Below are 20250 nucleotides of genomic sequence, written 5' to 3'. Positions count from 1 at the left end.
GGGTTTCTCCTTAACCGGCGCGGCTCGCCTGCTGCGCGAACTCGCGCGACTTGGCTCGCTGGTAGGCGTCATACAGCGCAGCATAGACCGGGCCGGGACGGCCGTTGCCGACAGCCTGGCCGTCGAGCGTGGTGATCGGCATGACTTCTTTCGTCGCCGAGCTGATCATGATTTCGTCGGCGGCGCGCAGTTCGGCCTCGGTGATGTCTCGTTCCTCGAACCGAATGCCTGCCTCGGCCGCGAGTTCTTCGACGATTCCGTAACGGATGCCTTCGAGAATGCGCGGGCCGCGCGGCACGCCCAGCAGCGCGCCGTCCTTCACTACCCACACATTTGAGGACGATCCTTCTGTCAGCAAGCCGTCGCGCAACTGGATGGTTTCGAGCGCGTCGTTTTCCGCCGCGTGCTGCGCCATCAGCACGTTGCCGAGCAGCGAGACCGATTTGATGTCGCAATGCAGCCAGCGCTTGTCCTCGGCCGTCACGGCGACCGCGCCTTGCGCGCGGCTCGCGGCGCTCGGCAGCACGAGCGGGCTCAACATCACGAAAACGGTCGGCGTGATGCCGGCCGGGAACGCGTGCCCGCGCTTCTTCGCGACGCCGCGCGTCACCTGAATGTAGACGAGGGCGTCGCCCGGACCGGCGTTCGCCTCGATCGCGCGGGCGATGAGCGCGCGCCAGCCGGCGTCGTCGAACGGATTCTCGATGCGGATCTTGCCGAGGCTGCGGTTCAGCCGCGCGAGATGCTGCGCGAGACGAAACGGCAGGCGCGCGCCGCCGTCCTGCGCGTAGAGCGGCACGACTTCATAGATGCCGTCGCCGAAGATGAAGCCGCGATCCAGCACCGGAATGCGCGCCTCGGAAAGCGGTCCCCACTCGCCGTTCAGATAGACCGTCGGGTTGAAGTCGTCGGCTTGGCTTTGGCTCATTCGAACCGCTCCGTTGGAACAAAAAACGCGATTACTTCTTCTTTTGCCACATCAGCAGCGCGGAATCCCACAGGCGGCCGAAGAGACCAGCTTGCGGCACGTCCTGCAACGCGACGAGCGGGAACTGTGCGACGTCCTTGCCGTCCGCCATCATGCGAACAGTGCCGATCTGCTGGCCCTTCTTGATCGGCGCGATCAGCAAGTCGTTGCGCGTGATCGTCGGCTTCACCTTGTCGCCCAAGCCCTTCGGCACGGTGATGTACTGATCCGTCTCGACGCCCGCCTGCACGTTGTCCGACGCGCCCTTGTACACGCGCGGCGATTCGATCACCTGATTCGCCTTGTAGAGGCGCAGCGCGTCATACGCGGTGTAGCCGTAGTTCAGCATCTTGAGGCTGTCCTGCACGCGCGCCGATTCCTTCGGCTCGCCCATCATGACGGCGACGAGACGCCGGCTCGCGTCCGGCATGCCCGGCAGCGAACGCTTGGCCGTCGCGATCAGGCAATAGCCCGCCGCTTTCGTGTGACCGGTCTTGAGACCGTCGACGCTCGGGTCGAGCCACAGCAGGCGGTTGCGGTTCGGCTGCTTGATCTTGTTGTACGTGAATTCCTTCTCCGAGAAGATGCTGTAGTACTCGGGGAAATCGCGGATCAGACGCGTCGACAGCACGGCGAGGTCGCCTGCCGTCGTGTAGTGCTGCGGATCGGGCATGCCGTTCACGTCGGCATAGTGCGTGTGCTTCATGCCGATGCGTTGCGCCGCGCCGTTCATCAGATTGACGAAGTTCGCCTCGCTGCCGCCGACGAGTTCCGCGAGCGCGATGGCCGCGTCGTTGCCCGACTGGATGATCATGCCGTACACGAGGTCATGCACGGTGACCGGCTTGTTCGCCTCGATGAACATGCGCGACTCGTCCGTCCTCACGCGGCGCACGGCCTCCGTCGGCATGACGGTCTGGTCCATGTTGATCTTCTTCGACTTGAGCGCGTCGAAGACGAGATACGCGGTCATGAGCTTGGTGAGCGACGCCGGCTCGACGCGTTCATCCGGATTGCCGGATGCGAGCACCTGATTGCTGGTGGCATCCACGAGCACCCACGAATGCGCGGTCACTGCGGGCGGCGGCACCTGCGCGAACGCGCTCGCGGCAGCGAGGACGGCCGGCAGCACGACGGCGGCCTTGAATGCGCGGCGGTGAATGGCGGTAGTGGAAACGAAAGCGGAGACGGGCGAAACAGAAAAGCCGGAAGGGAAAAAGCGCATAGGATCGGTCGGCAGAAAGAGCATCGGCGCTCCGCCCGGAATGATCCGAAAGGCGGCGAAGCGCGGGTTGAACAGGCAGACCGTTCATGCCGGTCGCGCTCTTCGCCTGCTGGCGGAAACGGGCACGCGGGGTGCCGCGGCGAAGGAGCGCACATTCGACAGACGGCCGCGCCATCGGTTCTCAAACGTTTGTTTTCGAACGTCGCGTAGGCCGGCAATGAACCGGCCCTCTGGCGTCGGGCTTTTCGCCGCAGCGTCGAGTCACAGCGTGCGGGCACAACGTTGGAAAGCAGCGTTGTGACACGGAGTCGCGGCAAAAAAATTCTGCGCCATTATACGCGCGGCCAAGAGCGCGATTACGGCGAATCTGCGTGAATCCAGCGCCAATCCGCGCTTTTTGAGGCGATGCCTTAAGCGAAATGTCGATTCGCGATGACCGCGTGAACCAGCGCGCGGCGAAAGCCTTCGGAAGCCTAACGCCAGGCGTCGACGATCACGCGCTTGAGAATATGCAGCTTGCGATGGAAGAAATGCTCGCCGCCCGGAATGACGACGACCGGCAATTCCTGCGGCCGCGCCCAGTCGTAGACGGAGGCGATGGGCACCGTATCGTCCACTTCGCCGTGAATCACGAGCGTGTTCTCGGGAACCGGCGCCACGTCCCAGCGGCTTGCCGCCGTGCCGACGAACACCATGCGCTCGATTGCCTGCCCGCTATCTTGCATGCGCTTGGCGACATGCGACAGCACGAAGGTGCCGAAGGAAAAGCCCGCGAGCACGATCGGCACGTCGCGCTGGCCGGGCTGCGCGCGCATGTGCTCGATGACCGCGAGCAGGTCTTCGCGCTCGCCAATGCCGTTGTCGTGCTCGCCTTCGGTCTGCCCGACGCCGCGAAAATTGGAGCGATACGTCGTATAGCCGAGCTGCACGAAAGTGCGCGCGAGGGTTTGCGCGACCTTGTTGTCCATCGTCCCGCCGAAGAGCGGATGCGGATGCGCGACGAGCGCGATGCCGCGCGGCGCAGACTCCGTGCGATCGAGCGCGACTTCGATCTTGCCCGCCGGGCCGTCGATGAGGAATTTTTCTGTTTGCGCGTTCATGAAGGCGGGCGTCAGGCGGGTTGATCGATCAGAAGACGCTCGACGATCTTGCCGTTGGCGAGATGCGAATCGACGATTTCGTCGATGTCGGTTTCATCGACATACGTGTACCACGTGCCTTCCGGATACACGACGACGACCGGCCCTTGTTCGCAGCGGTCCAGACAGCCGGCCTTGTTGATGCGCACTTTGCCTTCGCCGGCGAGGCCGAGCTTCTTGACGCGCTTTTTCGCATGCTCCTGCATGGCTTGCGCGTTGCAGTTCGCGCAACTGGGACGCGAGGCGTCGGCATCGCGCTGATTCAGGCAGAAGAACACGTGGTACTTGTAGAAGGAGTCCATGAGCGTCCGGCGATGGGGGTGTCGGTCGATTATAGCGAGCGATGTCGCGGGATGTGTCGGCGGGAGTTGGCGCTTCAGCGCTTACTCCCGCCCCATGCAAAGCGGTCGGCGGGAGTTGGCGCTTTAGCGCTTAGTCCCGCCCCATGCAAGGCGGTCGGCGGGAGTTGGCGCTTTAGCGCTTACTCCCGCCCCATGCAAGGCGGTCGGCGGGAGCTGTCGCTCTAGCGATCCCCGCCCGCGCTATCTCCCCCACCCCGCCGCCTCCCCATCCACGCCCTTTCCGCCGCCGACGCCAGCCACCCCAACGCCGCATACGGCCACACCCACGCGAGCCAGTGCAGCAGTCCATTGAAATGCAGATACCGCCCCTGCCGCCAATCCGCCAGCACGATGTCGAAGTAAGGATTCACCGGCAGCAGATTCACGAGCGCGAGCCCCACGACGAGCGCCGCGCCCGCCAACGCCGCCCGCAGCGCACGCGGCAGCGACACCGCCAGCACGCCCGCCACCGCGCCGATCCCGATGCCTTCGAGCGCGCCGTCCGTCGCCCAGTCGAAGGTCAGCCCGGCGCGCGATTGCAGGAACGAAGCGCCCGCCTTCGCCACCAGCGTCGCGACGATCAGCCCGATCATCAGCCGGATGCGCGGCGCGCGCTCGCGCGTGAGCAGCGTGACGAGCACGAGCGCCGCGAACAGATTCGACGACGTGATCATCGCTTCCCACGCTTCGTCGGGCAACAGCGCGCCGAGGCGGTCCGGCCACGTTTCCACGTCCCACGCGGCGGGCGTCCACGCGAGAATCGCGTCCTGCATCGCCGGATCGAGCTGATCCCACAGCACGCGCGGCAAGTCGCCGCCGCCGAATAGATACGGCGCAGGAAACATCGACGAGAACGGCCACAGCGCCGACAGCCCGATCACGTAGGCCGCATGTCGCTCGAACCACGTGAAGCGAATCCGCCGCAGCAAGCCGCGGTCGAGCAGCGAACTGGTCGCGGGCGCGGCGAGCACGCCGCCGATCAGCGCGCCGAGCGCATTGGCGGCGAGATCGAGATTGGACGCGACGCGCGTGGGCAGATACGTCTGGATCGATTCCATCGCGCCCGACAAAAGCGCGCCGCCCGCGAACGCCGCGCACACCGCGAGCGAGCCGCGCCAGCGCGGATACAGCGCGAGCACGATCAGCGCGCCGAGCGGCATATAGCCGAGCACGTTGGTGACGACATCGAAAGCCGTCAGGTAACGCGGCAGCGGATCGGTCAGGAACGCGAACGGCCCGAGACCGAGCGAGCGCCAGCCGGAAAACGGATACAGCGAGCCGTACACGACGAGCACCGCGTACGCGACGAGCGCCTGTCGCGAGAACGCCGACGGGCGGCGCTGCCATTGCTTGATCGTCATGAGCCGCCCAGGCGCGTCCGTTCGAGCGGATTGACGATGAAACGCGTCGTCATCGCGATGCGGTGAGCGGCTGCGCGCCGAGCCACGCGCCCAGTTGCGCGATCAGATCGTCCGATGCCGCCGCCAGCGCCCGCGCGCCGCCCGATGCATCGGCGCTCGGCGCGGGCGCGCTCGCCGCGAACATCCGCTGCGCGATGACGCGGCCTTGTCGCGTGAGCGTAGCCCGCACCGATACGACGCCATGACTCCTTTCCGGCGCATCGAAGACCTGTTCGAAGCCGGTCAGCTCGATCTCCAGCAACGGCGCGCGCACCGTGTCGACGCCCGTGAGCACCGGGCCGCGTTGCGAGAGCGTATCGCGCAATCGCTGCGTGAGAAGCTGCGCGGGCGGCATCGTCCAGTGGCTCGTCGCATAGCTGCCGGTGCGCTGCGCATCGACGTAACTCAGGCGATAGACGAACGCGTCGGTTTCCAGATCACGCGACGCGCGCACCGCCAGCACTTTGACCGGCGGCATCGGCGCTTCGGTCGTAGGGCTCGCAGGACTGGCGGCGGGCCGCGCGCCGAGGTCATAGCGCGCGTCCGGCGTCGCGGGCGGGTTCGTCGCGCAGCCTGCCAGCATCGCGATACAGGCGAGCGCAAGCGCCAACGGTCGTTTCAACTCAGCAAGTGACATATGAATCCTTCGTTGTCCTGTTCTATGGCCGCGTTCAGCGCGATGGATTCGCGGGCCACACGAAGCCCGGCTCGCCCGGCCCCGGCGGCATCGACGGCGCGCCGAACAGCACGCTGCGCGGACTCGCGCTGAACGTATCGGCGGCGCGGTCGACCGAACGCGCGGCGGCGCCAAGATCTTCGGTGAACGAATAGAGACGCGGCAATGCCTCGAAGCTCACGCGCGCCGTCACGTCGCGCAGCGATTCGTTCATGTCCGCGAGGGCGGCTGCGGCCTGTTGCGCGGCGTCGCCCGCCTTGTTCAGGTTGGTCACGAACGGTCCGTTCTCGCGATTCAGGTTCTGGATCAGCGCGTTCGTCGAGGCGAGCGTGCGATCGAGCTGATACAGCGTCTGCGGCAGATGCGCGGTTGCGGGCGCGACCTGGCTCGCGAGCGACGCGATGCCGTCCGCCGCGCCCTTCAGGCTTTTGGTCGTGTCGAGAAGCTGATCGCGCACGTCGTCGGAGAGAAACTTGTCCGCGTCTTCCGAAAGACGCTCGAACTTGCGCAGGATCACATCGCCGCGTTCCTGCAACTGCTCGAAAAGCCCCGGACGCATGGGCACTTCCGCGACGTGCTGCGGCGAGGACGCGAGCGCGGTCGGATCCTTGCCGCTGTCGTCGAGCTGCACGAACGCGATGCCCGTCACGCCCTGAAAGCCGAGCGTCGCGAAGGTGGAGTGCGTCATCGGCGCGTTGCGGTCGACGAGAATGCGGATGCGGATCTGCCCCGGATGCGCCCGGTCGAAGCGAATCGACTCGACCTTGCCGACGCCGAGCCCGCGATAACGCACGGCGGCATCGGTGAAGAGGCCCGTCACGTTGGTCCGCGCGATCAGGTCGTACGGCACGCGCACGGTGCGGTCCACGTTGAAGAAGAACGCCGCGAACGCAATGGCCAGCACGAGCACGATGGTGAACAGCCCGGTCCAGAACGCATGTGATTTGTTTTCCATCGGCAGGTTCCTTGTCGCTTTTGCGCCGGACTACTTCACGGTGATGGTGGCGTCGTCGAGCGCGGCGGCGGGCAGCTTTGCGCGGCGTTCGGGCGGCAGCGCCTGAAGCGCGCGCCGTCCGCGCCGCCCGAGAAAATACTCGCGGATGAACGGATGATCCACCGCGACGGCTTCTTCCACCGGCGCCGCGACGAGCACGCGCCGGTCCGCGAGCACGGCGACGCGCGTGGAAAGCGCGACCATCGTATCCAGATCGTGCGTGACCATGACGACGGTGAGACCGAGCGCGCGATGGAGCGTCGCGATCAGATCGACGAACTCATCCGATGCCTTCGGATCGAGACCGGCCGTGGGCTCGTCGAGAAAGAGCAGTTCGGGTTCGAGCGCGATGGCCCGCGCAATGCCCACGCGCTTCACCATGCCGCCCGAGAGCGCGGCCGGCATCTTGGTCGCGTGCTTGCACGAAAGCCCGACCATTTCGAGCTTCAGCATTACGAATTCGCGGATCAGGTCTTCTGGAATCTTGCCGAGTTCGCGAAACGGCTGCGCGATGTTGTCATACACCGACAGCGACGAGAAGAGCGCGCCTTGCTGAAACATCATGCCGGAGCGCGTGCGCAGCATCTTCGCGGTCTCGGTGTCCATGCGCGCCCATTCCTCGCCGAGCACGCGAATCACGCCCGAGGTCGGCGATTCGAGCCCGAGAATCTGCCGCACGAGCGTCGTCTTGCCGGAACCGGAGCCGCCCAGCAGCGCGACGATTTCGCCACGGCGCACCTCGAAGTTCAGATGCTCGTGAATCACCGTGCTGCCGTAGCGTTTCGTGACATCGCGCACTTCGATGACCGGCTCCGCGATCGCGGGCGGCGGCTGATGGCGCACGGCGGTGGCGAGCGTCGTCGACATGGCGTCAGAGCCCCACGTTCTGAAAGAGGATGGCGAACACCGCGTCCGCGAGAATCACGACGGTGATCGACGTGACCACGGACGTCGTCGTGCCTTCGCCGAGACTCTGTGAATTCGGCTTGATGCGAAAGCCGAAGTGGCACGCGGCGAGCGCGATCAGCATGCCGAACACGACGCCCTTGCCCAGCCCGATCCACAGATTCGCAATCGGCACGACGGACGGCAGCGAGCGGATGAAGAACGAAATGTCGATGGACAGCACGAGCTTCGCCGCGAGCGCGCCGCCCGTCAGCGCGATGATGTTGGTCCACATGACCAGCAGCGGCATCGCGACGCCGAGCGCGAGCACGCGCGGCAGAACGAGGCGCAGGCCGTGCGGAATGCCCATGACCTGCATCGCGTCGAGTTCCTCGGTGACGCGCATCACGCCGATCTGCGCGGTGATCGCGGAGCCCGAGCGCCCGGCGACGAGAATCGCGGACAGCACCGGCCCGAGTTCGCGAATCACCGACAGCCCGAGAATATTCACGATGTACTGGTTCGCGCCGAACATGCGCAACTGCTGCGCGGACAGATAACTGAGCACGATGCCGATCAAAAACGCGACGAGCGCCGTGATCGCGAGCGCCTGCGCGCCGGCGCTATAGATGTTCGCGGAAATCTCCGTCCACGGAGTCCGCTGTGGGCGACGGATCAATCCGAGCAGATCGAGCACGAAGCCGCCGAACATCGCGAGGCCGCCGTGCAGGTGATCGAAGAACGCGAAAATCAGGTGTCCGAGCCGCGTGACAGGATCGGTGCGATCGATGGCCTCCGGCTCCTCGCGCTCCGCGTCGAGCAGCGCGACGCGCTCGAAGATTTCACGCTGCGTGTCCGACAGCGCGACGGTCGCGGGCATCTTGCGGCCCCAGATGCGCCAGAGCGCCTGCCCGCCGACGTGATCGAGTCGTTCGATCGACAGCAGGTCCCACTGCCCGATGGCCTCGCGCCCGATCGCGCGCAGCCGCCGCGTGACGCCGGTTTTCGAGCGGTCACGCGCGAGCGCGAGCGCCGTCCACTGGCCCGAAAGACGGACCACCTTGCCTTGCTGACCGGCTTCCACTCGCAGGCGGGGCGGCGTGTCGAAGTTCAAGGATCGAAGGGGCGTTGGAACGCGGTTTGAGGGAGAGGGACATTGTAACGAAGGATCGTTGCGCGGCGGCGCGATCCGCCACGCGAAGCGCCGAGCCCGCCCGCTACAATATCCCGATGACCCCGACTCCCGCCTTCGCCCCCGACGCGCCCTGGCGCATCGACCGTAACCGGCTCGCCACGCTCGCCGAGCGTCCGGCGCGCGACTGGACCATCGAGATCGTCGACGAGACCGGCTCCACCAACGCCGATCTCGTCGAGCGCATGCGCACGCTCGCCCGCGACGTCGCGCAACACGCGCCGCCCGCGCCGGTCGCGCGCATCGCGTACGCGCAGACTGCCGGGCGCGGGCGGCGCGGCCGCGCGTGGCTCGCCGAGCCGGGCAATGCACTCCTGATGTCGGTGGGATACGTGCTGCGGCGGCCCATCGAAGGGCTGTCGGGCTTGAGTCTCGCCATCGGCACGGCCGTGCTCGACGCGCTCGCGCGGCTGCCGCTCACGCCGTCCGCGCGGCCCGCGCTGAAGTGGCCGAACGACGTGCTGCTCGACGACGGCAAGCTCGCCGGCATCCTGATCGAGACGGCGTGGAATGCGCCGGGCGCGACGGCCGTGGTGATCGGCATCGGCGTGAATCTGCACGGCGCGGAGCAGCTCGCCGCGCAAGTGGACGACGCGAACCGCCAGTCGCCGTCGACCGCCGCGATTCCCGGCGCCGCGCCCGCCGCGCTCGCCCGCGCGTGGCCGGACGCGAATCTCACGGACACGCTCGCCGCGCTGCTGAATGCGCTGGACACGGCGCTGCCCCGCTTCGAAGCGGACGGCTTCCGGCCGTTCCGCCAGCGCTGGACCGACGCGCACGCGTACGCGGGCCGCGAAGTCGTGCTGATCGATCAGGGACAGGAAGTCACGCGCGGCGTCGCCACCGGCGTCGACGACAGCGGCCACTTGCTGATCGACGCGCCCGAAGGACCGCGCGCCGTCGCGACGGGCGAACTGTCGCTGCGGCTCGCAAAGGAGCGTCCGTGAGCGACGCGCCGATGCTGCTGATCGACGCGGGCAACAGCCGCATCAAGTGGTCGCTCGTCGACGAAAACGGCGCGGCTATCGCGGGCGGCGCGCTGGAGCACGAACGTGAATCCACGCCGCGCGATGCCGCCGAGCCGGCGCTCGCCGCATGGTCGGCGCTGCCTCGACCCGACAGCGCGTGGATCTCGAACGTGGCCGGCGCGGCGGCGCAGGCGCGCATCGACCGCATGATCGACGCGCGCTGGCCGGCGCTGCCGCGCACCGTCGTGCGCGCGAAGGCCGCGCAATGCGGCGTGACAAACCGCTACGTCGAACCGGACAAGCTCGGCAGCGACCGCTGGGCGGGCCTGATCGGCGCGCGCGCCGCGTTTCCCGGCGAGAACGTGCTGATCGCCACCTTCGGCACCGCGACGACGCTCGAAGCGTTGCGCGCCGATGGCGTCTTCACCGGCGGATTGATCGCGCCGGGCTGGTCGCTAATGATGCAATCGCTCGGCAGCCACACCGCGCAACTGCCGACACTCGATGCCGCCGCCGCGCGCCGCGCGCTCGGCGACCCGGAAGCGGCCCCGCGCAGCCTCTTCGCCACCGATACGGCCGCCGCGCTGTCGGCGGGCTGCCTGCTCGCGCAAGCGAGTCTGATCGAACGCGCATGGCGCGATCTCCGCGCGGACTGGCAGGCGGACGTGCGGCTCGTGCTCGGCGGCGGCGCGGCCAGCGAGATTGCGGGCGCGCTCGCGGTGCCGCACACTCGCCACGATTCCCTCGTGCTCGCCGGCCTCGCGCTCATCGCGCGGGAATCGGCCACGCACCGAACTGACTGATTACGAACCGACTGACGGAGCCCCTGGCATGCTGCGCTGGCTCATTGCCTTTCTCATTCTGGCCAACGTGCTGGTGTTCGCGCTCGTGCACGGCATGTTCGGATCGTCGCTGCCCGCCGCGGGCGCGCGCGAGCCGCATCATCTGTTGCAACAGGTGCGGCCCGAAACGCTGACGACGCGGCCGCTGCGTCCCGAGGAAGCAGCCGATCAGCCGCAGGTCGGCGGTCCCGCGCCCGCCGCGAGCGTGGAGACGAAGCCGCTCGGCCAGTAACGCGGCCGTTCAGGACTGCGCGCGGACTTTCTTCAAGAGCGCGGTGGTCGAGCGGTCATGCTCGAACGCAATCGCGAGCGCCTTGCCGCCCCAGCCGCGCACGAGCGCCGATTCGGCGAGCTTGTCCATGTCGTAGTCGCCGCCTTTGACGAGCACGTCCGGGCGCAGCGCGTCGATCAGTTGCAGCGGCGTCGATTCCTCGAACTTCACGACCCAATCCACGCTTTCGAGCGCCGCGAGCAGCGCCATGCGGTCGTCCTCGCGATTGATCGGGCGATCGTCGCCCTTGCCGAGCGTGCGCACGGAGGCATCGCTGTTCACGCCGACGATCAGCGTCGCGCCGAGCGCCTTCGCGTCGGCAAGATAGGTCACGTGTCCGCGATGCAGGATGTCGAACACGCCGTTGGTGAACACGACCGGCCCCGCGAGCGTCGGGCGGAGCGCGGCGAGCGCGTCGCGCGTGGTGATCTTGCGTTCGAAAGTGGCGGGCATGGCGTTGCTCAACGGGTAGTTCGGAAAGCGCGCATTGTGCCACGGCGTCTCGCCGGCGAAGCAAGCGGCCTGGAAAGCAAAACGGCCCGCCGATGTGAGCCGGCAGGCCGTTTGTTCATGCGAGCGACACGCTGTTACACCTGTCAGGCGGGCTGTCCGCTGGAGCCGCCGGACGCGGCTTGCAGACGCTGCACCACTTCCTTGCGATAGCGGTTCAGTTCCTGCGCGGTGACGAACGACCGCTCGAAGAGAATCGAGAGGTTGTGCAGAATGCGCTCGACGACCTTCTTCTCCCAGCTATCGTCGAAGCGGATCTGGTCGTCCAGCCAGCGTTCGAGCCATTCGGGATCGGGCAGACGCGACTGCACGGTATCGCGCGGAAACAGCGCCTGATTGACGTGCAGGTTCGTCGGATGCAGCGGCTTCTCGGTGCGACGGGCCGAGGCCATCAGCACGCCGATCTTCGCAAACGCGGCGCGTGCCGAATCGCCTGCATTGGCGAGCGCCTTTTTCATGTAGCGCAGATACGCGCCGCCGTGCCGCGCCTCGTCGCGCGAAATGGTTTCGTAGATATGCTTGATGACCGGCTCGGTGTGCCATTCGGCCGCGCGGCGATACCAGTGATTCAGGCGGATTTCGCCGCAGAAGTGCAGCATCAGCGTTTCGAGCGGCGGCGCCGGATCGAATTCGAAGCGCACGGCGTGCAGTTCTTCTTCCGTCGGCACCAGTTCGGGCCTGAAGCGGCGCAGATATTCCATCAACACCAGCGAATGCTTCTGCTCTTCGAAAAACCACACGCTCATGAACGCGGAAAAGTCGCTGTCATGGTGGTTGTCACGCAAAAACATTTCGGTTGCGGGAAGAGCGGACCATTCGGTGATCGCGTTCATCTTGATGGTCCGGGCCTGCTCGTCGGTGAGCAGGGACGCATCGAACTTGTCCCAGGGGATGTCCTTCTCCATATCCCAACGGACGGATTCCAGCGATTTATAAAGTTCCGGATAAAGCATGGTGTTCATAGTCCACCCCTGAAGCCACTTATGCGACGTTATATCTGTATGACGGTCGGCCAAACGTGCGCGATAACCGCTGCGCACGAGCAACCAAGCTTTCAATTTTACGCGGGATTCCGGCGGCCACAGGCGAAAAACGACAAGGAAGCACCCGATGCAGCGCTGTCGCAACGCGCCAGCCGCCTTCGACAAGCGCGTTCTTGCGCGCGTGCCGCCTTGCGTGCGTCGTGTTCAACCTTGGGTGAGAAGCGAACCCTGTGCCCAGGTTCCGTCGAGGCTTTCGTCGTGCCGCCTGCTCAGCGGTTTGCAGCAAAGACGCATACGTGCGCCTGACCAGCGCGGCGAAGCGACTAGCGCCGGCGCGCGCGGACGCACGTTTGGTCGATGCCGCGACGTCCGCAGGCCCGCTCGGGCTCGCGCGAGCAAGCCTTTCCGATCATAGCACGGCGCTTTCGCGCCAAGCCGCCACGAACTCTTCGATCGGCGTCAAACCTGCGAGATGCTCCACGCCATCGTTCAGCTTGCGGCGCAGCGCCGGACTGCTGCCGCCGACCCAGATGCGGATGTGCGGCGGCAACATGCTGCGCAGCTCGGTCAGTCCGTTCGCGATGACCTGAGCCGGAAGCACCGCCGTGAACGACAGCCCGACGACATCGACCTCGTGCGCCACCGCCGCGCTGACGATGTCGTGCAGCGGCGTCTGCAACCCCAACTGCACGCATTCGCACTCGCAGAGGCTGAACATGGCTTCGGCCATCAGAATGCCGAGACCGTGGCCTTCGCCGGAGAGCGTCGTCAACAGCACGCGCGGCCGGCCGCCGCGGCCACGCAGCGCCTCGGACAGCGGGCGCATCAGCGTGCGCAGCGTGAACTGGATCGACTCGCTGAACAAATGCTCGTGGTAGACCTGGAGCGTGCCCGCCGCCCACGCGTTTCCCACCCGGGCGGCAAGCGGCGCGGCGACGTCAACCACGAAACGCTCCAGACCGTCGCGCGTCGCGCGTCGCAGAAGTCCGAAGCGGAAGTCCTCGTAGGCGCCATTGCGCAGTAGCGCGATGAAGTGGTCCAGTTCGGCGTCCGGCGCGTCCTGCCCGACGCCCGAGGACTCGGCGAGTTGCTGCAACGCCTCGATCGGCTGCGCGAGGACCTTGCTCGGCCGATGCCCCGCGTCCAGCAGGCGTTTGACGAGCCGCAGCTTCGTCACCTGTTCCTGCGGATACAGCCGCTCGCCGCCGGGCGAGCGCATGGGCTGCGGAAAGCCGTAGCGCCGTTCCCAGACGCGCAGCGTGTCCTTCGTCAGACCAATCTCCTGAGCGATGGCGCCGATGCCGACGCCGCTCAGGCCCGATCCCACCGAACGCACGAGCGGAGCGTCCGACGGTGATTCAGCCTGTCCTGCAGCACCCGCGTCTCGCTCGGGCTGTAGAGTTTCTTCCGATGAGTTTGTCATGGACAAAACGGTAATTGAACACACGGACGGTCCGTTGCACGTTGCATGCCTGCGTCGGCAGGTGGACAAAACCGCTCTCGCTCCATAGTGAATGATAGACAAAATATGTCAATCAGTAGCGACGTCACGACGCCACACGAGTCGGCGCGCATCCAAAAAAAACGCCTGGCGAGCGCGGGCCGCCAGGCGTTGTCTATCAGCCGATGCCGCTTGCGCGACATCCGCGCGATGCCTACTCCGGTTTCTTTCTCGGCGGCGTCTTACGCGCGGCCGCTTTTTTCGCCGCTGCTGCTGCGGCTGACGTGTCATCGCCCGGTTGGCTGCTGGGAGCCGGCGCAGTCGAACTTTCTTCGGCCGACGCCGACGGCTGACCTGCCGGCGCGCCCGCCATGCCGGGCTGAATCATCGCCAGTTGCGCGAGTTGATTGAACTGCGATTGCAGCGCGTTCCACCAGCCGCTGGGATCGAAGCCCGGCGGAAGCGGCGCGTCGGACTTCGCGCCCGCTTCCGGGTTGTCGCTTTCCGTGGGCGCCGCGCGCTCGCCCGGCGCGGCCTTGGGCGCGTCGCTCGATGCGGCGCCGCCCATCGGCCAGCGGCCCGCCGCCTTCGATGTCTCCGCCGCCGCGTTCTGCGCGCTCTCGACGGACGTCTGAGCGAACGCGCCGAACGCGCGCAGCGTGGCGAGCGTCGCGCGCTGCACTTCCAGCGCCTGAATCGCCGATTGCAGCATGTTGAGGTTGAGCTTGAGCCACTGTTCGACGGCGCGCATGTCCGTCACGCGCTTGTCCAGTTCCTCGATGTTCGTGAGCGGCGCGAGCATGTCCGACATCATGGATAGCGAGGGATTCGCGCCCTGCGCGCCGCCCGACATCGCGGCCGCGAACGGATTCAGGCGCATCATCTCCCACATCTTGCCCATCATGTCCGCCTGGCCCAGGCCGGAGAAACCGGGGAAGCCGGGAATCGAAAACGGCGGGGTGCCGCCTGAGGTGTCCGTCATTCGTCGCTCCTCTTGATTGGTTGATCGCCTTGGCTAGCCACTAGTCACTAGCCATGCCGGGCCGCGTCAGAACGGCGCGTCGCCCGGAAAGTCCGGCGCGCGGCGCTCGCGCAGCGAACGCATGCCCTCGTGCACGTCGGGTCCGGCAAAGCCCATGAATTCCAGCGCGAGCGATGTATCGAACGTCGGCCCCGCCATGCGCAGCCAGTTGTTCAGCGCGTACTTGGTCCAGCGGATGGCCGTCTGCGATCCATGCGCGAGCCGGTTCGCCACTTCGATCGCCTTCGACATGAGTTCGTTCTCTTCCACCGCGAGCGATACCAAGCCGATGCGCTCCGCTTCTTCGCCGCTCACGGGCTCGCACAGGAGCAGATAGTACTTGGCCTTCGCCATCCCGCACAGCAGCGGCCAGATGATCGCCGCGTGATCGCCCGCCGCGACGCCGAGCCGCGTATGTCCGTCGATGATGCGCGCCGACTTGGACGCAATGGAGATATCCGCGAGCAAGCCCGCTACCAGCCCCGCGCCGACCGCCGGACCGTGCATCGCGGAGACGATCGGCTTGCTGCAATTGATCACGTTGTACACGAGATCGCGCGCTTCGCGCCAGACCCGCGCGCGCACGTCGAAGTCGTTCGCCATCTGCTCGACGAGCGCGAGGTCGCCGCCCGCCGAGAAGCCCTTGCCCTCGCCGCGAATCAGCGCGACGCGCGTCTCGGGATCGCGGTCGATGTCGCGCCAGATCTCCGCGAGTTCGCGGTGCATGTTGGCGTCGGCGGTAGAGAGGCCGCTCTTGTTCGCGCCCGCGCCCGGCATGACGACTTCCAGCACGCCATGCGCGTGACGACGCAAGTGCAGCGACGTGTAGCGCGAATACAAGGAGAGATCGCTCATGTCGGTTCCATGTGGTCTAGCGCGGCTGATACACCCACTTGCCGTCGCGAATCTCGACCATCACGCGGGCGCGCTGGTCGAGGCCGATATGATCGTTGGGCGTCATGTTGACGACGCCGTTGGTATCCGCGAAGTTCTTCGTGCCTTCGAGCGCATCGCGCAGCGCGCCGCGAAACGCGGGCGTGCCCGGCGCGCCGGCTTTCATCGCGATCGGAATGGCTCGTTGAAGCAGCATGCCCGCGTCCCACGCATACGAACCGAACGCCGAGACCGTGCCTGCGCCCTGCTTCGCTTCATAAAGCTTGATGTAGTCGAGCGCGAGGCGCTTGGCCGGGTGATCGTCCGGCAACTGTGCCGCGACGAGCACCGGGCTCGCGGGCAGGAAAGTGCCGTTGCAATCCGCGCCGCACACGCGCAGGAAGTCGCGATTGCCCACGCCGTGATTGTGATACACCTTGCCCTTGTAGCCGCGCTGCGCGAGCGTCTTCGGCGGCAACGCGGCAGGCGTGCCGGCGGCGCCGACCACCACCGCGTCCGGCTTGGCCGCGAGAATCTTCAGAATCTGCCCGGTCACGCTCGGGTCCGTGCGATTGAACCGCTCGTTGGCGACCACGGTGATCTTGTGCAGTTGCGCGAACTTCGCGACTTCCGCGTAGAAGGTTTCCCCGAGCGCGTCCGCCTGCCCGATGTACGCGAGCGTCTTCACGCCGTGATTGCTCGCGTGCTCGGCAATGGCGGAGGCCATCATCGCGTCGGTTTGCGGCGTCTTGAACACCCAGCGGCGCTTGTCGTCGACAGGCTCGATGATCTTCGCCGACGAAGCGAGCGAGATCATCGGCGTCTGACTTTGCGCGACGACATCGATCATTGCGAGCGAATTCGGCGTGATCGACGAGCCGATGATCGCATCCACCTGATTCTCGCTGATGAGCTTCTTCGTGGTCTGCACCGCCTGCGTGGTGTCGGAAGCGTCGTCGAGCACGATGTAGTCGACGCTCGCGCCGCCCATTTCCTTCGGCAGAAGCGCGACGGTATCGCGGGCGGGAATGCCGAGCGACGCGGCCGGTCCGGTCAGCGACAGCACGAGCCCGATCTTGACGTGCGGCGTTTGCGCGAACGCCGCTGTCGTCGCGGCGAATGCGAGCACGGCTGCGGCCACCCACTTGCTTCTGCGCATGGAAGTCTCCTTTTGTTTTTTGTCGTCGCGCGGCGCGTGAGCCGCAACGCCCGGAGAGTGTACGGTGGCCGGTGCTCCCGACGCATCGGGCGAAACCCGTTGCGCCGTTTGTTTCATCGCGCGATATCAGTGTTCGAGCTGCACGACGGCCTGATCGATCGCGCCGAAAATGGACTTGCCCGCGTCATCGAAAATCTCGATTTTCACGCTGTCGCCGAACTTCATGAACTCCGTCTGCGGCGCGCCGTGCTCGATGGTCTCCAGGCACCGCTTCTCCGCGATACAGCAGTAGCCGCGCTTCGTGTCCTTGTTCGAGATCGTGCCCGAGCCGACGATCGATCCTGCGCGCAGATTGCGCGTCTTTGCCGCGTGCGCGATCAACTGGCCGAAGTGGAACACCATGTCCACGCCGCAATCCGGCTGGCCCACCTTTTTGCCGTTCCAGTGCACGGTCATCGGCCGATGCACGCGGCCTTCGCGCCACGCGTCGCCGAGTTCGTCGGGCGTGACGGCCACGGGCGAGAACGCGGTGGCGGGCTTGCTCTGGAAGAAGCCGAAGCCCTTCGCGAGTTCGGCGGGGATGAGATTGCGCAGCGAGACATCGTTGACCAGCATCAGCAAGCGCACGCTTTTCAATGCTTCGTCGGGCGTGGGCGCCATTGGCACATCGGAGGTGATGACGGCGACTTCCGCCTCGAAGTCGATGCCATACGATTCCGACGCGCACACGATATCGTCCGTCGGCCCGAGAAAGTCGTCGCTGCCGCCCTGATACATGAGCGGGTCGGTCCAGAATTCGGCCGGCATCTCGGCGCCGCGCGCGCGCCGCACCAGTTCCACGTGATTCACATAGGACGAGCCATCGGCCCATTGAAACGCACGCGGCAGCGGCGCCATGCACGACTTCGCATCGAACGAAAACGTGTGGCGGGCGCGGCCCTGGTTCAACGCTTCGTAGAGGTCAAAAAGCTGCGGCGCGTAGAACGTCCAGTCGTCGAGCGCGCGTTGCAGCGTGGAGACGATTCCATCGGGAATGACAGCCGTGCGCAGATCGCGCGATACGACGATGAGCTGGCCGTCGCGCGTGCCGTCCTTCAGCGTGGCAAGTTTCATAAGGCAGAGTCGGGCTGAGATGACGTTGAGGGAAATCTATTTTACGATGGTGAATCCATCGCCTTCACGCTTTCCATGCCATCCAACGCGCCCGCCACCGGCGACGAACTCGACCTCGACGCATCCGAAGAAAAGCTGCGCTCGGGCATCCAGTCGATCGAAGTCGGCTTCCGTTTGCTCGATGTGCTCACTCACGAGCCGCGCGCCATGATGCTGCGCGATCTCGCGCAGCGCGCGGGCATGAGCCCGGCGAAGGCGCATCGGTATCTGGTGAGCTTCGTGCGGCTCGGGCTCGCTTCGCAGGACCCGCTCACGGGCCGCTACGAACTCGGCGGCTTTGCCTTGCAGATGGGGCTGGCGCGCCTCGCACGCGTCGATGGCGTGAAGCTCGCGCGCATTGCGCTGGCCGAATTGCGCGACCGCATCGATCAGACCGTGGGCATCGCGGTGTGGGGCAATCAGGGGCCGACGGTCGTGCACTGGATGGAGTCGAGCTATCCGGCAAAGGCATCGCTGAAGCTCGGCGACGTCATGCCGCTGCTGTCGTCGGCCACGGGACTGCTCTTTGCCGCGTATCTGCCGCGCAGCAAGACGCAGCCGATGCTCGAACGCGAACTCGCTGCGAGCAAGCAAACAATCGCTGATGTCGAGCCGCTTCTCGCCGATGTCCGCGAGCATGGCGCGGCGCGCGTCGAAGGCATGCTGCTGCCGTCGATTCACGCGTTCTGCATGCCCGTGTTCGATTCGACCGGCGAACTCGCGCTCGGGCTGATCGCGCTCGGACACGAAGGCGCGTTCGATACACGCTGGGGCGGCGAGATCGATTCGGCGCTGCGGGAATGCGCGCGCAGCCTGTCGTATGAACTGGGGTACAAGGCGGGTGAACGGTGATCGCGCCTGCGCGCGGAACATCGCCGCGAGCGCGCGTGTCATAACCGCTTCTGTCGCCGCGCCATTCCTTCTCTTTCCGCTTCGTTCGATGCCCCTGTTTTCGTTTCATCGTCCGCCTGCTGCGCCGGGCGAGCCTTCCGCTGCCGCGTCCGCGCCGGATGCGCCTCGTCGCTGGGGGCCCTGGGGGCGCTGGGTTGGGGCGGCGCTGATCGTCGCCGGGCTGCATTGGAGCGCGATGCGCTGGATCGAACACGCGAAGCAGCCGGCGAACCGTACGCCCGAGCAGAAGCCGCCGGTTCAGGTGGAATTGCTGACGCCAAAGCCCGTCACGCCGCCTGCGCCTGTCAAACCGGCCGCGCCTGCGCATGTCGCGCGGCCTGCGCCGCCCAAGGCCGCGCCTGCGCCTGCGCCGAAACCCGCTGCGCCCGCGCCCGTGTTGAGCGCGGCCACGCCGCAGGCCGGTGAACCTGCGGCGGCATCGGGCGTGGCGGCTTCGGGCGCAGGTGCCGCGAGCGCGTCCGCGCCAATCGCAACCGCAGCCGCAACGTCAGCCGCAGCCCCGACTGCGACCGCTTCGGGCGACAAATTCAGCGTCCCGCCGACCGGCGACCTACGTTACGACACGCTCGTCAACGGCGTGATGAACCAGACTGGCACGATCCACTGGACGAACGACGGCCAGCACTACGAGATGGTCGTCTCCATTCCGCTGCCGTTCGTCGGTCCGTACGTGTATTCGAGCAAGGGCCATATCGATGCCTTCGGCATCGCGCCGGAACAGTATTCGGAGAAACGCGGCCGCCGCGCCGCCGATGTCGCCGTCTTCAATCGCGAAACGAAGCAGATTGTCTATACGCGCACGCCGAACAGCCAGCCGCTCGCGGACGGCGCGCAGGATCGCTTCAGCGTCGTCATGCAACTGACGAGCCTCGTGCGCGGCGCGCCCGATGTCTACAAAGCCGGCGTCACGCGGCAGTTCAGCGTCGCGGATAACGACAGCAGCGAAATCTGGCCGATGGAAACCGTCGGCGATGAAACGGTGCAGACGCACGACGGCTTCGTCACCGCGCGGCATTTCACGCGCCTGCCGCGCCGCGAAGGCGACCGGCGCAAGCTCGACATCTGGCTGGCTCCGGCGCTGGGCTGGCTGCCCGCGCGCATCCTCCAGACGGAGCCGAACGGCATGCAGATCGAAATGCTGTGGGCCGGCAAGCTGCAAGCGGCTTCCGCTGCCGAGAACAACGCGCCGGGCACGACGGATGCGTCAGAGGAAACCGCACCCGCCGCCGACGATGCATCCGTCAGGCCGTAGCGGCGGCGCGTCCCACGGTCTCACGGGACGCACGGATTCTCAAAGCG

21 protein-coding genes are annotated in these 20250 nt (G+C 66.4%); 5 read left to right on the top strand and 16 right to left on the bottom strand.

Going from position 1 to position 20250, the window contains the following annotated elements; all coding sequences use genetic code 11:
- Positions 1-10 precede the first annotated feature (10 nt).
- From LDZ24_RS00840 to LDZ24_RS00800, 9 genes are all read right to left on the bottom strand, one after another.
- Positions 11-928 carry a D-amino acid aminotransferase gene (locus tag LDZ24_RS00840; RefSeq protein WP_248320977.1) on the bottom strand — a complete coding sequence of 306 codons (918 nt, stop codon included), beginning with the start codon at positions 926-928 and terminating at the stop codon, positions 11-13.
- A 31-nt stretch (positions 929-959) separates the two neighbouring features.
- Positions 960-2192 carry a D-alanyl-D-alanine carboxypeptidase family protein gene (locus LDZ24_RS00835; protein WP_206468173.1) on the bottom strand — a complete coding sequence of 411 codons (1233 nt, stop codon included), beginning with the start codon at positions 2190-2192 and terminating at the stop codon, positions 960-962.
- 473 nt (positions 2193-2665) lie between these two features.
- Positions 2666-3292: an alpha/beta hydrolase gene (locus LDZ24_RS00830; protein ID WP_248320975.1), complete on the bottom strand. Its 627-nt coding sequence runs from the start codon at positions 3290-3292 to the stop codon at positions 2666-2668.
- Positions 3293-3303: 11 nt separating this feature from the next.
- Positions 3304-3633 (bottom strand): ferredoxin, encoded by a 330-nt coding sequence (locus LDZ24_RS00825; protein ID WP_244847737.1) that lies wholly within the window; start codon positions 3631-3633, stop codon positions 3304-3306.
- Positions 3634-3854: 221 nt separating this feature from the next.
- Positions 3855-5033: a VanZ family protein gene (locus LDZ24_RS00820; protein ID WP_248320973.1), complete on the bottom strand. Its 1179-nt coding sequence runs from the start codon at positions 5031-5033 to the stop codon at positions 3855-3857.
- A 49-nt stretch (positions 5034-5082) separates the two neighbouring features.
- Complete coding sequence (locus LDZ24_RS00815) at positions 5083-5709, bottom strand: ABC-type transport auxiliary lipoprotein family protein (protein WP_248320971.1); 627 nt, start codon at positions 5707-5709, stop codon at positions 5083-5085.
- A gap of 34 nt (positions 5710-5743) precedes the next feature.
- On the bottom strand, positions 5744-6703 hold the full coding sequence (locus LDZ24_RS00810; protein ID WP_248320970.1) for an MlaD family protein: 960 nt from the start codon (positions 6701-6703) through the stop codon (positions 5744-5746).
- A gap of 30 nt (positions 6704-6733) precedes the next feature.
- Entirely contained in the window at positions 6734-7609 is an 876-nt protein-coding gene (locus LDZ24_RS00805) for an ABC transporter ATP-binding protein (protein ID WP_248320969.1), read from the bottom strand.
- A gap of 4 nt (positions 7610-7613) precedes the next feature.
- Entirely contained in the window at positions 7614-8741 is a 1128-nt protein-coding gene (locus LDZ24_RS00800) for an ABC transporter permease (RefSeq protein WP_248320968.1), read from the bottom strand.
- Between the two features lie 116 nt (positions 8742-8857).
- Here LDZ24_RS00800 and LDZ24_RS00795 point away from each other — a divergent pair, with 116 nt between their 5' ends.
- The 3 genes from LDZ24_RS00795 to LDZ24_RS00785 are packed head-to-tail and all read left to right on the top strand — an operon-like array spanning position 8858 to position 10861.
- A complete protein-coding gene (locus tag LDZ24_RS00795) occupies positions 8858-9766 on the top strand; it encodes a biotin--[acetyl-CoA-carboxylase] ligase (RefSeq protein ID WP_248320967.1) in 909 nt (302 codons plus the stop codon).
- An 11-nt stretch (positions 9767-9777) separates the two neighbouring features.
- Entirely contained in the window at positions 9778-10590 is an 813-nt protein-coding gene (locus tag LDZ24_RS00790) for a type III pantothenate kinase (RefSeq protein ID WP_248322235.1), read from the top strand.
- 28 nt (positions 10591-10618) lie between these two features.
- The gene (locus LDZ24_RS00785; protein WP_248320966.1) at positions 10619-10861 is read left to right on the top strand and encodes a hypothetical protein; all 243 of its coding nucleotides are present in this window, start codon (positions 10619-10621) and stop codon (positions 10859-10861) included.
- A 9-nt stretch (positions 10862-10870) separates the two neighbouring features.
- Here LDZ24_RS00785 and rfaE2 read toward each other — a convergent pair whose 3' ends face one another.
- The 7 genes from rfaE2 to LDZ24_RS00750 all read right to left on the bottom strand — a co-directional run bounded on the left by rfaE2 (position 10871) and on the right by LDZ24_RS00750 (position 18000).
- Positions 10871-11353: a D-glycero-beta-D-manno-heptose 1-phosphate adenylyltransferase gene (gene rfaE2, locus LDZ24_RS00780; protein ID WP_175939096.1), complete on the bottom strand. Its 483-nt coding sequence runs from the start codon at positions 11351-11353 to the stop codon at positions 10871-10873.
- Positions 11354-11496: 143 nt separating this feature from the next.
- Positions 11497-12372: a ferritin-like domain-containing protein gene (locus LDZ24_RS00775; protein ID WP_175939095.1), complete on the bottom strand. Its 876-nt coding sequence runs from the start codon at positions 12370-12372 to the stop codon at positions 11497-11499.
- Positions 12373-12802: 430 nt separating this feature from the next.
- A complete protein-coding gene (locus tag LDZ24_RS00770; protein WP_248320965.1) occupies positions 12803-13729 on the bottom strand; it encodes a MerR family transcriptional regulator in 927 nt (308 codons plus the stop codon).
- Between the two features lie 319 nt (positions 13730-14048).
- Positions 14049-14816 carry a PhaM family polyhydroxyalkanoate granule multifunctional regulatory protein gene (locus LDZ24_RS00765; protein WP_248320964.1) on the bottom strand — a complete coding sequence of 256 codons (768 nt, stop codon included), beginning with the start codon at positions 14814-14816 and terminating at the stop codon, positions 14049-14051.
- Between the two features lie 66 nt (positions 14817-14882).
- Positions 14883-15710: an enoyl-CoA hydratase/isomerase family protein gene (locus LDZ24_RS00760; protein ID WP_248320963.1), complete on the bottom strand. Its 828-nt coding sequence runs from the start codon at positions 15708-15710 to the stop codon at positions 14883-14885.
- 16 nt (positions 15711-15726) lie between these two features.
- Positions 15727-16887: an ABC transporter substrate-binding protein gene (locus tag LDZ24_RS00755; protein WP_248320962.1), complete on the bottom strand. Its 1161-nt coding sequence runs from the start codon at positions 16885-16887 to the stop codon at positions 15727-15729.
- A 126-nt stretch (positions 16888-17013) separates the two neighbouring features.
- Positions 17014-18000, bottom strand: coding sequence for a fumarylacetoacetate hydrolase family protein (locus tag LDZ24_RS00750; protein WP_248320961.1), 987 nt, complete (start codon positions 17998-18000; stop codon positions 17014-17016).
- 75 nt (positions 18001-18075) lie between these two features.
- Between LDZ24_RS00750 and LDZ24_RS00745 the strand changes: the two genes are divergently transcribed.
- Both LDZ24_RS00745 and LDZ24_RS00740 read left to right on the top strand, forming a co-directional pair.
- Positions 18076-18891, top strand: a complete 816-nt coding sequence (locus tag LDZ24_RS00745; RefSeq protein WP_248320960.1) for an IclR family transcriptional regulator — start codon at positions 18076-18078, stop codon at positions 18889-18891.
- A gap of 88 nt (positions 18892-18979) precedes the next feature.
- On the top strand, positions 18980-20203 hold the full coding sequence (locus tag LDZ24_RS00740; protein ID WP_248320959.1) for a DUF3108 domain-containing protein: 1224 nt from the start codon (positions 18980-18982) through the stop codon (positions 20201-20203).
- The last annotated feature ends 47 nt before the right edge of the window (positions 20204-20250 follow it).

It is taken from the genome of Caballeronia sp. Sq4a (assembly GCF_023170545.1).
In the GTDB taxonomy this organism is placed as follows: Bacteria; Pseudomonadota; Gammaproteobacteria; order Burkholderiales; family Burkholderiaceae; genus Caballeronia.
The sequence above is the reverse complement of the archived record's forward strand: the minus strand, read 5'-3'. Positions and strand labels throughout refer to the sequence as shown.